The sequence below is a fragment of the Bradyrhizobium ontarionense genome (assembly GCF_021088345.1).
Lineage (GTDB): Bacteria > Pseudomonadota > Alphaproteobacteria > Rhizobiales > Xanthobacteraceae > Bradyrhizobium > Bradyrhizobium ontarionense.
In genome coordinates, this window is the sequence record NZ_CP088156.1 from 3270560 (window position 1) to 3287396 (window position 16837).

At 64.8% G+C, this 16837-nt stretch carries 16 protein-coding genes and 1 pseudogene; 9 read left to right on the forward strand and 8 right to left on the reverse strand.

What is annotated here, in order from left to right; translation table 11 throughout:
* Positions 1-6: 6 nt before the first annotated feature.
* From LQG66_RS14770 to LQG66_RS14780, 3 genes are all read right to left on the reverse strand, one after another.
* Positions 7-762 carry a GntR family transcriptional regulator gene (locus tag LQG66_RS14770; RefSeq protein ID WP_231326939.1) on the reverse strand — a complete coding sequence of 252 codons (756 nt, stop codon included), beginning with the start codon at positions 760-762 and terminating at the stop codon, positions 7-9.
* Positions 763-767: 5 nt separating this feature from the next.
* A complete protein-coding gene (locus LQG66_RS14775) occupies positions 768-1811 on the reverse strand; it encodes an aromatic ring-hydroxylating dioxygenase subunit alpha (protein WP_231326940.1) in 1044 nt (347 codons plus the stop codon).
* Positions 1812-2165: 354 nt separating this feature from the next.
* Complete coding sequence (locus tag LQG66_RS14780; RefSeq protein ID WP_231326941.1) at positions 2166-2774, reverse strand: nuclear transport factor 2 family protein; 609 nt, start codon at positions 2772-2774, stop codon at positions 2166-2168.
* A 368-nt stretch (positions 2775-3142) separates the two neighbouring features.
* Here LQG66_RS14780 and LQG66_RS14785 point away from each other — a divergent pair, with 368 nt between their 5' ends.
* Entirely contained in the window at positions 3143-3928 is a 786-nt protein-coding gene (locus LQG66_RS14785) for an outer membrane protein (RefSeq protein WP_231326942.1), read from the forward strand.
* Positions 3929-4970: 1042 nt separating this feature from the next.
* Here LQG66_RS14785 and LQG66_RS14790 read toward each other — a convergent pair.
* Both LQG66_RS14790 and LQG66_RS14795 read right to left on the reverse strand, forming a co-directional pair.
* Complete coding sequence (locus tag LQG66_RS14790) at positions 4971-5603, reverse strand: DUF2845 domain-containing protein (protein WP_231326943.1); 633 nt, start codon at positions 5601-5603, stop codon at positions 4971-4973.
* Positions 5604-5611: 8 nt separating this feature from the next.
* On the reverse strand, positions 5612-6628 hold the full coding sequence (locus LQG66_RS14795) for a M23 family metallopeptidase (protein ID WP_231326944.1): 1017 nt from the start codon (positions 6626-6628) through the stop codon (positions 5612-5614).
* Between the two features lie 279 nt (positions 6629-6907).
* Here LQG66_RS14795 and LQG66_RS14800 point away from each other — a divergent pair, with 279 nt between their 5' ends.
* Positions 6908-7387, forward strand: coding sequence for a VOC family protein (locus LQG66_RS14800; protein WP_231326945.1), 480 nt, complete (start codon positions 6908-6910; stop codon positions 7385-7387).
* Positions 7388-7426: 39 nt separating this feature from the next.
* Here the strand turns inward: LQG66_RS14800 and LQG66_RS14805 are convergent, their stop codons facing one another.
* Complete coding sequence (locus LQG66_RS14805; protein WP_231326946.1) at positions 7427-8146, reverse strand: class I SAM-dependent methyltransferase; 720 nt, start codon at positions 8144-8146, stop codon at positions 7427-7429.
* Positions 8147-8458: 312 nt separating this feature from the next.
* On the opposite strand from LQG66_RS14805, the gene LQG66_RS14810 reads away from it, so the two are divergent.
* From LQG66_RS14810 to LQG66_RS14825, 4 genes and pseudogenes are all read left to right on the forward strand, one after another.
* The gene (locus LQG66_RS14810) at positions 8459-8764 is read left to right on the forward strand and encodes a hypothetical protein (protein WP_231327789.1); all 306 of its coding nucleotides are present in this window, start codon (positions 8459-8461) and stop codon (positions 8762-8764) included.
* A gap of 417 nt (positions 8765-9181) precedes the next feature.
* Entirely contained in the window at positions 9182-9424 is a 243-nt protein-coding gene (locus LQG66_RS14815; RefSeq protein ID WP_231326947.1) for a hypothetical protein, read from the forward strand.
* Between the two features lie 75 nt (positions 9425-9499).
* Positions 9500-9934, forward strand: a pseudogene (locus LQG66_RS37410) (HWE histidine kinase domain-containing protein); the annotation flags it as partial.
* Positions 9935-10306: 372 nt separating this feature from the next.
* Positions 10307-10678: a signal transduction histidine kinase gene (locus LQG66_RS14825; RefSeq protein WP_231327790.1), complete on the forward strand. Its 372-nt coding sequence runs from the start codon at positions 10307-10309 to the stop codon at positions 10676-10678.
* Between the two features lie 33 nt (positions 10679-10711).
* Here LQG66_RS14825 and LQG66_RS14830 read toward each other — a convergent pair whose 3' ends face one another.
* Both LQG66_RS14830 and LQG66_RS14835 read right to left on the reverse strand, forming a co-directional pair.
* On the reverse strand, positions 10712-11635 hold the full coding sequence (locus tag LQG66_RS14830) for a LysR family transcriptional regulator (RefSeq protein ID WP_231326948.1): 924 nt from the start codon (positions 11633-11635) through the stop codon (positions 10712-10714).
* Positions 11636-11744: 109 nt separating this feature from the next.
* Positions 11745-12905, reverse strand: coding sequence for a PcfJ domain-containing protein (locus tag LQG66_RS14835; protein WP_231326949.1), 1161 nt, complete (start codon positions 12903-12905; stop codon positions 11745-11747).
* 632 nt (positions 12906-13537) lie between these two features.
* Between LQG66_RS14835 and LQG66_RS14840 the strand changes: the two genes are divergently transcribed.
* The 3 genes from LQG66_RS14840 (at position 13538) to LQG66_RS14850 (ending at position 16610) form a co-directional block, all read left to right on the forward strand.
* Positions 13538-15298 (forward strand): hypothetical protein, encoded by a 1761-nt coding sequence (locus LQG66_RS14840; RefSeq protein ID WP_231326950.1) that lies wholly within the window; start codon positions 13538-13540, stop codon positions 15296-15298.
* 132 nt (positions 15299-15430) lie between these two features.
* Positions 15431-16393 carry a PDR/VanB family oxidoreductase gene (locus LQG66_RS14845; protein WP_231326951.1) on the forward strand — a complete coding sequence of 321 codons (963 nt, stop codon included), beginning with the start codon at positions 15431-15433 and terminating at the stop codon, positions 16391-16393.
* Positions 16394-16406: 13 nt separating this feature from the next.
* Positions 16407-16610, forward strand: coding sequence for a hypothetical protein (locus LQG66_RS14850; RefSeq protein WP_231326952.1), 204 nt, complete (start codon positions 16407-16409; stop codon positions 16608-16610).
* Positions 16611-16837 lie beyond the last annotated feature (227 nt).

The following is a 16837-nucleotide window of genomic DNA, read 5'->3' on the forward strand; positions in this document are numbered from 1 at the left end:
GTCTCCTCAGCTCGTGGCCTGCGTCCTGATCAGCACGGCCGCCGGCACCAGGTCCATCGGACCGCGCGCCCTGACCGCAAGCCGCAGATTGCGGGCGGCGAGGCGGGCGTGCTCGCGCATGATCGCCTCGGCGCGCGCGCCCTCACGGTTCTCGATCGCATCGACCACGATGCGGTGATGCTCCTGAGCCACCACCAGGATATGTCGCGCCTCGGGCAATGCCGACTGTGCCATCACGAAGCCGCTGGGCGATGCGAACGGCAGCGCGCTGGCGCGATCGACCTGCCGGATGACAGGCGCACTGCGCGACAACTCGGCCAGCAGGGCGTGGAAACGCGCATTGAGCGCCACGTAGGACGAGAACGCGTCGAACGAGAGCTCGGCCGGCGCGATCAGCTCGTCGATCTGGGCGAGGCATTCGCGCATCGGCTCGGTGTCGCGCACGGACACGCCGCGCTCGGCGGCGAGCCGCGCCGCCAGGCCTTCCATCGTCCCGCGCACCTCGATGGAGTCGAGCACGTCCCGCTCGGAGAACGATTTCACCATGAAGCCGCCGGACGGAATGGCCTCCAGCAGCCCCTCCTCTTCGAGCCGCACCAGCGCCATGCGCACCGGCGTGCGCGAGACGCCGGCCGCCTCCACCGCCTGCAGCTCCGAGATGCGCTCGCCCGGTCGCAATGCGCCGGTCAGGATCAGATCGCGCAAGGTGAGCTGCGCACGAACCGTCTGCGAGATCGATCGCTCGCTGTCACGCTCAGCCATTCCGGTTACTCCGCGGCTTCGCGCAGCGGCGTTTCGCGTGCGATCATCCGGTCGATGATCCGCCGCGCCCACATTGCGCCTGCATCGATGTTGAGATTGTAGAAAACGCGTCCCGGATTCTCGTCCATCGCACGCTGCTGCGCTTCCAGGATCAGCTCATCCTCGCGGAAGATGCCCGACACGCCCTCGCGAATTTCCGTCGTCAGCCGCTGCTCGGCGAGCTGGTAGTTGCGGGCGAACGCCCAGAAATAGTGGCAGCTGCGCTCGGTCTCCGGCGTGATGGTGTTGAGCACCATGCCGTTGACGCCCTGCGAGCGGTCGCCTTCCGGCGCTCCCGTGCCGGTCGGCGCGACGCCGACGTCGATCGCAACCGTGCACGGCGCCTCGAAGCGGATGATCTGCCAGCGATCGACCAGGCCTTCCTTGCCGAGCTGCTTGGCCCAGAACGGCGGCGGCTCGATGCCGCGCATCCAGCGCGTCACGGTCGCGGTGCGCTCGCCATGGGTGACGTCGAACGGCGCTTCCGCCACTGCTTCATTACCGATCGACGAGCCGTGCACGAAGGTCTCGTGCGTCAGGTCCATCAGATTGTCGACCACCAGGCGGTAGTCGCAATTGACGTGAATGGTCTTGCCGTCGCCGGCCCAGGCGGGATCGTGATTCCAGTGCATGTCGGGAATCGTGACGGGATCGGCCAGCGCCGGATCGCCCATCCACAGCCAGATGAAGCGATGACGCTCCACCGCCGGATAGGCGCGCACGCAGGCCGATGGATTGATGGTCTCCTGCGAGGGCATGAAGGTGCAGCGGCCCTGCGGATTGAACTTCAGCCCGTGATAGCCGCAGACCAGGGTATCGCCTTCGAGCCGGCCCTTGGACAGCGGCACCAGCCGATGCCAGCAGGCATCTTCGAGCGCGGCGATGGTGCCGTCGGCCTTGCGATACATCACCACATGCTTGCCGCAGATGGTGCGAGGCAGCAGGGCCTGCTTGACCTCGGCGTCCCAGGCGGCGGCGTACCAGGCATTCATTGGAAAAGAAGCGGCCATGGCGTGTCCTCGTGTCGGTATACTTCCAACTACTCATTGTATACAACGAATGGCCAGCCAGGCGCAAGTTCCAGCTTATTCGGGTATAATTTTGCCTATCCTGTATACAGAAACTCATCCTTAGCGCCAGTCGGCGGTTGTCCGAGGAGAGCCTGAGGCTGACGGAAAATCCTCAATGATTCAAACGCTTGTGTCGATTCCTCCGCGGTCATCACGGCCGGCCGCCGCTCGATTCCGGGCGTCCTCCGGCTGGTAACGGAACCCGAGGTGCGGTGGATCAGACGACCGGGCACACGGCGAAAGCACATGCCGCGCCCCCGCCAGCTGAGACACTTGCGTGACGGGGTCCGACGATCACAGCGGCTCGCCGTGAAGCCACGCGGCGCCGCGCGCATACAGCGCGTCGACCTCCGGCCCCTTCAACCCGGGCATGTCGCGCTTGACCGTGTAGCCAATGCGCGTCTGCAAATAAGCGAGGTGGCGGTAGCCGACCGGAAACTGCTCGAGCAGCGCGCGATCGAGCGCCGGCACTGCGCCCGGCGTGACCGGATCCATGCGGTCCTTCTCGTAGATCGGCTGGCGCAGCACGATGCCCCATTTGCCGGCGCGCTTCTCGAGGAAGTCGTAGAAGCGCCCCGTGCACAGCACGTCGCAAACAACGCCTTCGACCTCGGCGCGCTGCGAGATCGTCATCTTGGTCTGGGAGATCGCGCGTTGGCCCGCGAGATCGACCGAGATGCCGCCGAGAAAGTGCAGGATGTTGACGCCCTTGGCCCAGGCCGACTTGCTGATCTCGATGAACTCGTCGCCGGTCCCTTGCGTCCACGTCGCCATCATCCGCCCGTCCAGATGCCACACCGTGCGGAAGCGCTCCCAGTCGCCGGCGTCGCGCCAGATCGCCCAGTTCTGCAGCAGCTCGCGGATCTGACGGTCGTCCTCGATCTCGGCGGCGGTCTTGGTCATATCGGCATTCCTCTTTCGTTGTCGGCTGCTGGGTACATGGATCCGGCGGCCGCGGCAAAAGCCGTCGGGACACGCGCCTCAGCCTCGGTGTCGTCCTGGGCCTGCGCGCGTTTCACGCGCTTGTCCGGAATGACGATGGGAAATTGGTCGGCGCCTTCGCCAACCAGAAGCAAGACAAGCGCTTGCTGCCCGCGGCGCGTAACGGAAGCTTGCGAGCAGCCGGGGTCGACGCCCCCCCCCGCCCGCCTGTGCTTTCTCGGCAACAGCTGGACGAAATATCGGAAACCGGCAAGACACCGACTCGAGGTGGTGTATGAGATAAAATACAATTCAAAATATCGCCCCCTTCTCAACATGGGATATTCACAATGCGCCGCTGGACATCTCTTTTCGGACTCTCCGTGGTCGGGCTGATGTCCATAGCTGCGCCGGTTCTCGCAGCTGACCTCAGTCCGAAGATCTATACGAAGGCACCGCCGGTCGCCGCGACCACCTATAATTGGAGCGGCTGCTACGCCGGTATCGAGGGTGGCGGCGCTTGGGGTCATACACGCTCGGTCGGTCTCGGCACCAACAATGGCCTTCCGGCAGCGATCCCCACTGGCACGCCGAAGAGTGCGACGGATTTCAGCGGCGGCCTGGTCGGTGGCACCCTCGGGTGCAACTACCAAGTCAACCAGTGGGTGTTCGGCATCGAGGGCGACGGATCCTGGTCCACCATTTCCGGAACATCGGCACTCGTGCCGCCGTTTAGCGCCACCTTTCGCGAATCGCTGGGCCAGAACTGGCTGGCGACAATCCGCGGCCGGGTCGGCTATGCCGTGACAGACACCGTGCTTCTGTACGGCACGGCCGGCGGCGCCTTCGCCGACCTGCGTATCAATGAATACAGCACGGTCGCCTCGGCGAACGCCGCCACAGAGACCCACACCTTCAGCGGGTGGACCGCAGGCGCCGGCGTCGAATGGGGGTTCGCGCCGTCCTGGTCCGCCAAGGTCGAATATCTCTATGCCGACCTCGGCAAGCACAATTATTTCCAGTTCACGTCGAGTGGATGCTGCACCTATCAGAGCACGCACCTGATCGACAATATCGTGCGAGTCGGCGTCAACTACCATTTCAACTGGCCCGGCGCCCTCGTTGCCAGGTACTGAGCAGTTGGGCAGTTGCGAACAACCACGATCAGAATCCCAGGCAACAGCGGCCGTGACGACACGGACGCTGCTGCACATCAGGTCACAACAGATTGCGTCAGAGCGTTCCGGCGTATCGATCAGAACGCCGCCATCTGCGACTGACCTGCGCGCGCAGAGATTGCGGCTCTCGTGCGATTGCGTTGCGCTGAAGACGTCGAGACTCTTCGATCGAATGATATCGACCACGTCCGCCTCACAAGTTACGCATGCACCAACACGACGGTCGGCGATGCTTTCGTACCGCTTGGTACATGGATCCGGGCAACGCTGCAAAACTCACATTGCTGGTGATGAAGTCCAAAACGCGCTCAACATTCGGTGTCGTCCCGGCGGATGTGGCTGGTCGAAAATGATCGACCATCGTGCCTCGAACGTCTCCCTGGGGTTATGGATCCCGGATCTGCGCGCGCGTGCCGCGCGCTTGTCCGGGACGACAATGAGACTCTGGTTGGCGTCTTCGTCATCGAGACACGACCTCACCTTCCCGCAGCACATCGTGCCCGGGTGATGCATCGATCATGCCCCTCCTGAACAACGAGAGGGCGCGGGGAAGGCCGGACCTCGGCTGAGGCCCGTGGCCCGCCTGCTCAAAAGAATGCAGGCGGCAGGTACCACAGGTACAGCCGGACAGACCCGGCCTTCCCCGCGCAACGGTTTTAACGGTGTCCTTCGTGCTCTCCCTGGGGATCGGCTTTCTTGCCCCCATCGCCCGCGCGAGCCGCCAAAGCATCACTCGCGAACTTGACCTCAGCGTCGAGAGGCCAGGACCACACGACTTCGCCGTACGTAACCACTGCGCTCGTCGGCACAGCCATCACGTCCATCGCAGCCCACCTCAACGTTTCGTGACGACGCGTACGTCCCTCTGCACGAGGCGGGTTGGCGATAGATAAGCACGATTTCTGAAAAACAGCAACAGAAATTTCGTGACGCAGGGACCGACGAGCGCGCGAGGCGACTGGCGCCACGCGCTCGCCTCCCCCCATCACCGTCGATCAGCTCACGGCTGACGCACCCGGATCGAGATCACACGCCCGCCCTTGAGCTCGAAGGAGAAGGGATGCGGGGGGTAGGTCCAGAGCTCGACATCCTTCAGGTCGCTCGGCTCGAAATGGCTGGGCTGGCCGAACACGGCAACCAGATCATCCTTGGAGGCCCCGAGCGCGACCTGGCTGAACTCATAGCCGGGCGCGGCAGCCTCGCCGGTCACCTGCAGCGCGACGATCTTGTCGGCCGCCACGGTGACGACGAAATACGGATAGCGCTCACGCTGCCCGATGAAATAGATCCAGGCGACCTGGTCCCGCGGCTGCTTCAACGTCCGGTGCGGCGGCCCGAGCGCGCCCGCGGCGGTGCTGGCCGCATCGCCGACAACGAGCGGTCCGAGGCGCTGGCAGGCGCGCGCCATCACCGCGAGCAGCAGCTCCTGAGACAGTTGTCTTGGAGGAACGACCTTGCAGCCGAACCCGGCGCCGGCCCGCTTCCATTCGCCGCGCAGGTCCTTCAGGTCTGCCGGCAGGCCTTGCGCAGGCGCGGCGGATTGCGCAATGGCGGCCGGCCCGCGCGACGCCAGCAGCACCGCGGCGACCAGCAACAACAACGCCGTTCCCGCGCGCGTCACGTTCTCACTCATGTTGCAGCCTATTTCCTGCCCTTGCCCAGGCCACCAAAGGCGGCCGCATCGAACTTCTGCGGATCGACCGGCTCGTAGCGCGACCATTCCATGTCGGCCATCTCGCCATATTGCCTGGCCCAGGCCGGATCCGCCGTGGCGTTGCCCTGCGCGACGGGCCGCAGCTCGAAGTGCAAGGTCTTGCTCGGGCCGACTTCGCCAATCTTCTCGCCGGTCTTGATGCGCGCGCCAACGGCAGGCACCTGCCCCATCGCATCGACGACACGGCCGAGATGGGCGTAGCGGGTAAAGACAACGGCCCCATTCGGATAACTGTGCTTAAGCACGACATAGCGGCCGCAGCCTCCGATGATGGGAAGGTCTGCGGGCGCCTGCTCGCTCTGCTCGACCTTGACGACAACGCCGTCGTGCATCACGGCGACCGGCGTCCCCTCCTTGTCGGAGGCCATGTCGATGCCGGGATGATCGCGCAGCGTCCAGCAGCCGCATGACGCCATCTCGGTCTCGGATTGCGGCTTCGCCTGCACTGCCGGTTGCGCGGTCTGGAATTCATTGACGAGAAGACCGGGGCCGTCCGTGGAGGTGAACACGTGGATGGCGTAGAGCGTCAGCTTGCCGCCGACCGGGACCTCGCGCGGCAGGAAGCCATAGAGGATGTCCTGGACGAAGACCTTGAGCTCCTGCCCCTTGCCCGAGCGCACCTTGATGCAATGGGAGACGCCGAGCGCGTCGATCTGCTCCTTGGTGAAGCCGGACATCACCATCGATTTCTTCAGCACATCAGCCGAACAGGCACCGCCGGCGTCTGCAAGCGTCACCTCGAGCTTGAACGGCGCACCGTCGCGGATATCGACGCCCTTGGCCGGGCGAGGCAGCGCCATGAGATCGTCGAGGCTGGTTTCCTTGTAGCGGGCGTAATCGAACGCCGCCTCGGCGGCGCTTCCGGCTGCGAAAACGAATGCCAGCAGGACGAGCGCCGCCGCTCTCACGGACGGACGTGCTGCAGCACGCGTCATGGCTTTCATGCAATTCCCCCAGCCGCTGGACCCGCGGCGCCAAGCCTCACGACGAGTCTATACGATATGGCTGCGCCAAAACCACAACCGTTGACTGGTAACGGAACCGAACCGCTGCAGACCACCTGAAAAAAATCTGCTGGAAACGCCGACCGTCGTGTCGGGATGTGCGCATGCGGACCGTCCTTGGGTCAGCCGGATCGATACGAGCCGGCTTGAGCACACCCAAATGGCCGCCTATCAAAGGTTGAAGCGTGGCCTGCACCCGGACTGGAGAGGACCCCTGCGATGCCGACGAACAAGAACACGATCTGTCTGTGGTTCGACAAGGACGCCGAGGCGGCCGCGCGGTTCTATGCCGAGTTGTTTCCTGACAGCCACGTGACGGCCGTGCACCGCGCGCCGGGCGACTATCCGTCCGGCAAAGCAGGTGACGTACTGACGGTGCAATTCACGGTGTGTGGCATCCCCTGCCTCGGCCTCAATGGCGGCCCCGTGTTCTCCCACAACGAATCCTTCTCGTTCCAGATCGCGACTGACGACCAGGCCGAAACCGACCGCTACTGGAACGCCATCGTCGGCAATGGCGGGACGGAAAGCCAGTGCGGCTGGTGCAAGGACAGATGGGGCCTCTCCTGGCAGATCACGCCGCGCGCGCTGACCGACGCGATGGCCGCCGGCGGAGCCGAGGCCAAGCGCGCCTTCGCCGCGATGATGACGATGAAGAAGATCGACGTCGCCGCGATCGAGGCCGCGCGGCGGGGATGACCCTTGCCAGCCGGAGCGCAGCATCGCCGCGCTCCGGCGTCACGGGCGCAGGCAGCGCAGATGCAGGAACAGCGGCACGCGCAGCCAGCGCCGGCTGCTGTCGCGGGTGATGGTCTCCTCGGGAATGGTCGGCTCGCGCAGCGCCTCGATCAGGAATCCTGCTTCCTCCAACGCGGCGAAATAGCTCCGCAGCGGGCGATGCGCGCTGTGGAAGATCATGCTCAGCCCGTCGCGTTCGATCGCATCGCTGAACATGAAGGACTCCAGGTAGCTCCCCTTGATGACAAAAGGCGCATCCGACGCCAGGCTTTCGAACCGTCCGGCAGAATTGAGCGGATGGACGATCGCCATGCAGAATCGGCCGCCTGGCCTCAGCACCCGCGCGAGCTCGCGCACCGCGGCCGGCATCGCATCGACGTCCTGCAGCGCCATGAAGGCGATCGCCAGATCCACGCAGCCATCGGCAAGCGGCAGCGCAGCCGCATCGGCGCGAACAACATCGATCGCGGGATCGGCCGTTCGGGCCGCGGCGATCAGGAACGGCGACGCATCGACGCCAACCATCTTGTGCCCCTCGGATGTGAGGTGCCGGGACAGCCGGCCCTCGCCGCAGCCGAGGTCGAGCGTGAGCGCGCCAGCAGGCGGGAGCAATCGACTGAACTGCTCGCAATGGTGACGCCAGAAGCTGTCGTGACCCGGCGTCCTTGCCCAGGCGAGCCACTGGCCGGCCTGCGTTTCCCACTGCTCACGTAAACTCATGGCGGCCCACCTCTCGCCTGACGCTTCAATTCACGAGCCGCGCTCCTTAGACCGCTTCCTCGCAAGAGTCATCGGCAACCCTGGCAATCGCGGGACGAGCAAGCTCAATCGTGTCCGCGCAGGTCGAATACGACGTTCCTGCCGATCTCGACGAGGCGGCCCCGCGAGCGACCGTTCGGCGCGGGAGCCTTGATGGGAGCCTTGGGGTGAGCCTTGGGGCTGAAACGAAATGCCGCCGCCGAGGGAACCATAGGACTGCGAGCCGATTGGCTCCATGACGCAATTCCCCCCACACGGAGACATGTCATGGCCATGAAGGCACTTACGATCACTCTCGCAGCCGCAGCGAGCACATTGATGGCTGCAGCGGCCTCCGCTGCCCCGCTCTCGGCCGGTGCATCGATCGTCCCCGAAAGCCATATTCAGCAGGTTCGCATGGTCTGCAACGAGAACGGCCGCTGCTGGCGCGAAGACCGCGGCCGCCATGTCGTCATCCGCGAGGAGCATCGGTATGGGCCTCGCGAGCGCCATATGGAGCGGCGCGATCGGGACGACCGCGGCGGCGTCGGCATCCGCGCACCCGGCGTGAGCGTCGGCATCGGGACCGGCCGCTACTGACCAAACATCGAGGCAGACACCTCGAAGGCCGCCGAGCAATCTGCGGCCTTCGAACCGTTTCGCGCAGGATCGCTTCAAAGTGTCGATGTCGAGACAGACCGGTCTGCCGGCCTGCAGCTGGCGACACCGGGAAGCGGATGCAACCTTCTCGTTTGGCAAATAGTTTTCAGCCGGCCTCGCTAAATGCGTCCGCGCGCACCATATGTTGATGATCACCGCGCGTCTCCCGGCTGCCATCGGTGACTGAGAGCATTGCGCTCCCGCCGCGATCAGGAAGGCGGACCGCATGTTGAATAGCTCGAAATCTGACACCTCCAAGTCTGAGACTGCGATATCCAGTACTCGCGAGTGGATGGCGCCTCCTGTTCTCGTGCCGATCTCTTTTGGATTGCTGATCGTCACTGCGGTGCTGGTTCAATGGTAGCCGCCCGCAGCGGGCCGCTGCCTGTCCAGGCCAACAGTTCCTCCAAGCCGGCGCAGCGGGATCCGTTGTCGCTGGCCGCGGCGCTCACCATCAAGGCGGAGAACGCGCTGGAGAAAGCCGAGCGGATGCAACCTGGCGGCGAACGCGGAGCGGCGATGAAGGCGGCCAAGATCCTCGCGAACGCCGCTGAGCTCCTCACGCACTTCAGCGGGACGCTCAGCCTGCCGGTGAAGTGACGGCCGGGCGCTGGTCTGCTCTCACGCGACCGCCGAGGCTCCGATCGCGGCATCCGATGCAGGGACAATCAGCACATGCTCGAAGTCCATCTCACCACAGAGCCGCCTCCGCACGGCGCCGTTACGGACGGGGACTTTCTGACTGCAGAGATTCGCAGCCTGAAACGTCTCCTCGCCGAGGCCGAGAGCGATGCAAAGACACGGTCCAAGAAGGCTGAGATCGAAGCGAGAGAGCGCGAAGCGGTCGGCAGGCTGCAGAAGCTGATTCTCGAGGAACTGCACCACCGCATCAAGAACACGCTCGCGACCGTCAACGCCATTGTCTCCCAGAGCCTTCGCAACCTGCCGGAAGCCGAGGGCGCGCGGCATGCCATCTCCGGCCGCCTGCTAGCGCTCGGACATGCGCACGATCTCCTCCTGCAGGCGAAATTGTCCAGCGCCGATCTCGGCACGGTGATCCGCAGTTCCATCCAGGCCTTCGACACTCCCGATGAATCACGGTTTTCGATCTCCGGACCCGATGTCCTGGTGACGCCGGATGCCGTCGTCGCCATTGCGATGACACTCAATGAGCTGTGCACGAACGCCCTGAAATTCGGCGCGCTCTCCGTGCCGGAGGGGCGTGTCGATCTGCTTTGGACCGTCGATCGACAGACGCAGAACGTGCACTTCGCCTGGACCGAAAAGCACGGCCCGGCCGTTCGACAGCCCGCCAGCCGAAGCTTCGGGACACGGCTGATCGAAACGCTCGGCACACAGATCAGGGGCAAGGTGCAGTTGAACTATGCGTCGTCGGGCTTCTCCTACACGTTGGACGCACCGATCGCCGCTCTCAACGCTCCGACGAGACTGCCGATGCACGACAACAGAGGAGGATCTCCGATGTCACTGAGCCAATTTCGCGTCGACGAGCAGCCGCATACGATGGACGGATTGCACCTGCTCGCCCAGGATGGCGCTTTGGCCGTCGAGGCATTCATCAGCCGGAAGGTGATGGACGTCTGGGCCGAGTCGATCGAACATACGGGCGGACGGCAGAGCCTGTTCCGCGGCCAGTACAATGCGCTGGGAAAACTGAACCTTGCAGCGCTCAAGCGGATCGTGAGCAAGAAATACCAGCGCGGGATCACATCCAACCGTCAGTATCCCTTCATCGAGGTGCTGTTCTCGGACATTGCCGACAGCGGCGAAACCCTCGATCTGAGCAAACTGGTGCGAGAGCCATTGCCGCCATCGTTCCATCGGCTCCCTTGAGCCTGGCGGACGGCACATTTACCGTCTGACGGATCAGGGTACGCGCGGCCCGGTGCAAATCTCCTCGAGAAAATCCAGGAAGGCGCGCGCCCGCGACGAGATCAGCTTGCGGCTCGGGAAGATCGCGGTCAGTTGCGCGGCGCGGGTGTCGAACACGACCTCCGTGCCGATCTCGACGAGCAGGCCTTCCCCGAGCAGCTCGGCGCAATAATGCTCCGGCAGGAACGAGACGCCGGCGCCGTGCACGACGGCACGGCGCACCGCCAGCGGATTGTTGATGCGGGCGACGCGTGGCCCGACGTCGAAGCGCACGAGATGACCATGCTGCTTGATCATCAGCGCCCGATCGCCGTAGCGTCGCTCGCAGATCATGAGATGACTTTCGAGCGCTCGGACGTCGTCGCCGATATCGTGCGCTGACAGATAGGCCGGGCTGGTCACCCAGATCAGGCGGCCGCCGATCAGCACCTTCTGCGCCAGCTCGGAATCCTCCTGCACGCCGACGACGACAGCGATGTCGAAGCGGTCGGCGAGCATGTCGATGGCGCGCGTGGTCGCCTCGACGTCGAGCTCGATGAGCGGATAGCGGCGATGGAATTCCGCAAGCTTGGGCGCCAGGATCTCCTCACAGAACGCCGGCGGCAGCGCCACCGACAGCCGGCCGTTTGGAACGCCAACCAGCCCGGTCATGACCGCATCGGCCTCCGACACCTGGTCGAGGATCTTCTGGCATTGCTGGAAGAACAGCTCGCCCTCGCGCGTGACGCGGACGCGCCGCGAGTTGCGGTCGAACAGCCGGAGGCCGAGGTCCTGCTCGAGCCTGGCAACCGACTTGCTGACCGAGGATTTCGGCATGCCCAGGGATCGCGACGCGCCGGTCATGCCGCCGGTCGCCACCACGGCATGGAATACCGGAATGTCCTCGATCCGCCATTTCATCTTGGGCCGTTCGTCCATCACGGGAAACGATCCGTGCACGCTAGCATCATTGTCCAACCGCCGAAACGTCGTTGCGGTCGCGCCCTGGACACGTCGCGACCTGCGCCGCCGACAAGGGCGGCGCAGGTCATATCTCCGGCAGGTTGATCCCGCGCGCCTTGGCCCAGCGCTCCAGGATCTTGCGCTCGTCAGGATGAGCCACGCGGTTGGCGAAGCCGCGCACCTGCACCGCACGATGCTGGCGATCCAGCTCGATCGTCAGCAGCCGCTCCGTCCTGGTGCCGTGCTGGTGCCGCAGCGACCAGATCGAGGCGTAGCCGGCGATGCACCTGCTGGCATAGCTCGCGACGCAGTGGCGCATCGCCCGAGACTCGGCGACGAGGTCCTCGGCGGTCCGCAGCTGCGTGATGACATAGTCGTCACGCTTCGCGCCCGCCTTGGCTGACGGGCTCCACGACCACTCCGCAAGCGATGCGCCCGGCCAATGCGCAGCGGCCACGGCCGCCTGCGTCTCCGTGCGATGCGCCATCTCGGCCCGCCGTCGCGCGGCTTCAATGCGGGCGATCACCGCGAGGTCGCGATGCCACTCGTTCATCAGCCGGCGCAGCGCCGCAAGCGACCGTCCCTTGAGGCTGAACGTTCGCTCGCGCCGGCGACGGTGGGCGATGTAGTCGCAGAGATCATCGATCTCCTCGCCTGTCGTCGGCTGCGCGCAGAAGAACTGCGCCGCCTCTCGCCAGAACGCGAGCTCGCCGCGCGGCGTCCGCGCGATCCTGGACCGTGCGATCCGCGTCACGATGGCCGGATCGTCCGTGTAGGAGCGCGCGATCGCCTGCCAGATCGCCTCGTCGAAACCGACCTGACCGAGCGGATTGAGGAAGGCATGAACCTCCTTGCGCGACAGCCAGGCCGACGCGCCGGCCTTGTACAACGAGCCGCCGCTGGCGGCCACGATGTACCAGCGCTTGCGCAAGCTGATCTCGTCGTGGCCGAGCCCGACCGCGTCGATCCAGATCTGCTCGAGATGCGCGGCCACCTTGTAGCGCGCGAACAGATGACGCGCAGCCCCCAGGCGCAGGCGCGCGGCGTCGCGCGTCTTCAGCTGCGGCTTCCACGCTTCGGGAGCACGAATGATGTCGGCGGTGAAGCCGGCCTGGGCCTCGCGGATCGCATTGTGCAGGTCCGGCGGCGGACGCGTTGGCCGCGCGACGCGGCGCAGCGTCAGCTGATAGGCTTCAACCCGCGCGCGCTCGGCCTCCTGCCGGCGATGGATCAATGACTTGGCCATGGTCGTTCAACATGATGGAGTGACGGTCAGCCGGACGCACTGCGGGCGTCGGCACGGATCGTGTCGCGCACAGTGGACTTGACATGGCTGATGGCCTCTCGCGTTGAACGCGCTGGGTTGAAACGGGCGATGCTCATACATCCAATCGGCGGTCCATGCAAGCAGCCAATAGCTGCACGGCAAATCCGGCCTTGGCGCGCCCGGGTAACGGCGGCGCCCGCCTCGCCGCGAACGGCTGTTAGTTCACGTTCCGCACCGATCACGCCGCGATCACCGCGCAGCTCGACTTGTTAGTTAAGAAATATTTCTGCGAACGATTTGCATCATGCAGCACGGCTCCCTCATGCGCGAACGCTGCTAGGCAAACCTGCGACAGAACGCCGCAGCGTTCCTCGGCCAACAAACATTTCTGCTCGCCCCGCAGAAACAAACAGACTGGAAAGCGCGCCGCCTGCCCGCGCGACGACGACTTCGCAGCGGCGCGCGGCCCGATTGCATCGCTACACGCTGCAGCACGTCACGACACGCGCCGCGAACGCGTCCTCGCATCCGCTCGATGCAGGCGCTCGCCGATCCATTGCCTGCTCGGCAAGGCCCGTCGCGACAGCCGTAGAGCCAGAGGAGACGATCGAATGGCAACCAACTTCAATGCGACTGCGCTTGCAAATGGCACGTCCAACCTGCTCACGCGCGCAAGTGCGCTCAACCTGTCGACCGATCTGGTTCAGGCCGGCGTCGTCTTCAACGACGCGGTCCGCATCTCGCTGGGACTCTATTCCGGCGGTCAGGGCAGCGGCAATTCGAACACGTTCCTGTCGAGCTACACGACGGACATCCACGCCGTGCAGAACGATATCGCCGCGATCCTCGCCAATCCCGGCGAACTGACGATCGGAGGCCAGACCTTCACGTTGAATTCGACCGATACGGCTGTCCTGACCAACATCCAGACTCAATTAAGCACGCTGCTGACGGCCGCAGCGCAGACCACGAATGCGACGACGATGTCTGCTGCCTCGCAGACGATTCATGCGTTGCAGACGGAGATCCTGTCGGAGATCAACAACGACGCCCATCTGTCCGCCGCACTCAACAACGTCACCTTCACCGCCAACACCGGCGCCACCGACGTCGCCTTCCAGAACCTTCCGGCAGGCGCCGATGATGCGACGACGCTCGCCGCGGCCACGGCCGGCACGAGCCTGAAGTCGGTCGGCGAAGTGTTCAACGCCGTCGTGTCCCTGGCCTCCGGCGACATCAACGCGGCCAATCTGACCGAAATCACCACGGATCTCACGGCGGTCGCATCCGGCATCACCGCGATTCTCAACAACAAGACCATGCTGGCGCAGATCGAAGCGGGCGAAACCGCCAATGCTGCGGCGGCCACCACGCTCCACCTCCAGACTGTGCTCAATCAGGTCAACCTGCAGCTCACCAAATATGACGCCGCCGCCGCGACCGGAAACACCACCGCCCTGCGCGGCACCGCGGACAACCTGCTCGACATCATCGACATCGTCCAGAACGACACCGCGCTGAACACAGCCGCCGGCGGCAACGGCAATCCGGGCCACACCGGCGGCTTCGCCGAGGACGCAGGCGGCCTTTCGGGCACCGTCACCAAATTTCAGGACAACCAGGCGCAGACCAATTTCTGGGCCACCTTCGTCGCCGAGGCCAACACGATCAATGCGCAACTGGCGGCGATCGTCAACGGAACCGGGACGGCCAGCCAGGCACTGATCACCCAGATCGAGAACTACAACAATTTCGGCGCCAGCTTCGACGCAGCCCAGGGCGCCGTATTCCAGGGTCGGTTCGACAACGAATTGAACAACGGCACGCTCCAGGCGGACTCCACCACCGCCATCAAGGCGCTTCAGGGCATCCTCAACGGTGACACCGGCACCACGCTCACGTCGGACCTCGCGGCGCTCACGGCCGCAGGCCAAGGCTTCGTAGCCGACGCCATGGACGTCAGCGGCAACAACATCGCGATCGGCGGCGCCACCTATGTCGGCTCGGCGACGACCGTCGCCACCGCGACCTCGGTCAACGGCCTCGCGCAGGGGACGACGAAGGTCACCGCCACGCCCAACATCGCCAACGGCACCGGAGGCGCGACGACCGCGAGCACCACGACATCGGGCACGACGGCCTCCAGCGGGGGGACGACCAAAACAACGGGTGGCACGACGACGACCACAGCGGCGAGTACCGCTGCGAACACCACAGCGACGGCGACGAAGACGACGACGCACAGCTCGCATCATCATCACAACGGAACCGCCACGGCCCACAGCTCGGCGTCCACGCACACTACGGCGGCATCGCATTCGTCGACCGTGGTCGACCATCACCACCACGCCATGCAACATATCTGGGGCTGACGCCGCGGGGCGGCCTCTCGTTGCAGATATCAGGCGCCGGCCCAAGGGCCGGCTCCGACAGGAGCCATCACGGATCTGGCCCTCTCCTTGCATCGCCTCCGTCTCAGCGGGTTGGCACGATGGAGTTGTCAGATGTCCGACGCCCTGCACACGGTCGTCGTGGCCAGGAAGGCCACCGAGGCCCACAACATGGCCTCATTCGAACTCGTCCCGGCAGACGATCAGCCGCTGCCCGGATTCACCCCCGGCAGCCATATCGATGTCACCCTGCCGAACGGGCTGACACGGCAATATTCGCTGCTGAACAGCGCCTCCGAGCGCAACCGCTACTGCATCGGCGTGTGGAAGGACGGCAACAGCCGCGGCGGCTCCAAGGCGCTGCATCTCGACATCAATGAAGGCGATCGGCTGCAGGTCAGCCGCCCGCGCAACCGCTTCAAGATTCCAAAGGACACCAAGCGCGCGCTGCTCGTGGCGCGCGGCATCGGCGTCACGCCGATCCTGTCCATCGCCGACACGCTGAAGGCCAAGAACATTCCGTTCGAGCTGCACTACGTGTTCGCACTGATGTCGCCGGATTCATTCCGCGGCACCATCGCGGCCTCGTCCTTCGCCGAGAACACCAAGTACTATAAGGAATCCAGCGAGGACAATCAGTTGCTGAAGCCGGCAGATCTGTTCGCCGACCGGCCCGACGACACCCAGCTGTTCATCTGCGGCGTCGACTGGTGGATGGACCCGATCCTCGCGCTGGCCAAGCAGAAGGGCTTTGCGGAAGAGCGCGTTCATGTCGAGCGCTTCACCGCGAAGGCCGCCGCCGCGCTGCTCGACAAGGTGTTCGACGTCACCATCAAGAGCACCGGCGCGACCTTCAAGATTCCCGGCGATAAGACCGTCACCGCATTCCTCGAAGAGAATGGCGTCAAGATCGCGACCTCCTGCGAGCAGGGGATGTGCGGCACCTGCAAGACCAGGGTCGTCGACGGCGAGATCGATCATCGCGACAAGCGTCTGTCTGCCGCGCAACGCGGCGAAGGATACTTCCTGCCCTGCGTGTCGCGCGCCAAGGGCGACCGGCTGGTGCTGGATTTGTAACAGGCGATTGGCCGTGACCACCGAGACCGATCTGTGGCAGACCGCGTGGATCATCGCGGAGCAGCACGGCACCGACGGGCCCGCATTCGCGGCGCGCATGGCGGACAGCTTCAAATTGGGCCACAAGATCGACGCGCATCAGGCGTGGGTTTCGATCGCGGCCAAGGTCGCCGCGCTGATCGAGACCAATACGTCGCGCAGCGCGCACCGGCATTGATGTCGAAAAACGGACAGAGTCGGATGGCTCTGTCCGGATTCGCACACGATCTGCGCGGCCACGCCGCCCGCCCGCCTCCACATTCGACGAAGCGCGCAAGCTGCTTCCACGCGTCATTCCGGGGCGACGCGCAGCGGCGAGCCCGGAATCCATATCCACCAGCCGTGGTCATGGATTCCGGGCCTGCGCCCAAGTGGGCGCATCCCGGAATGACGCTGGGCAGGTAG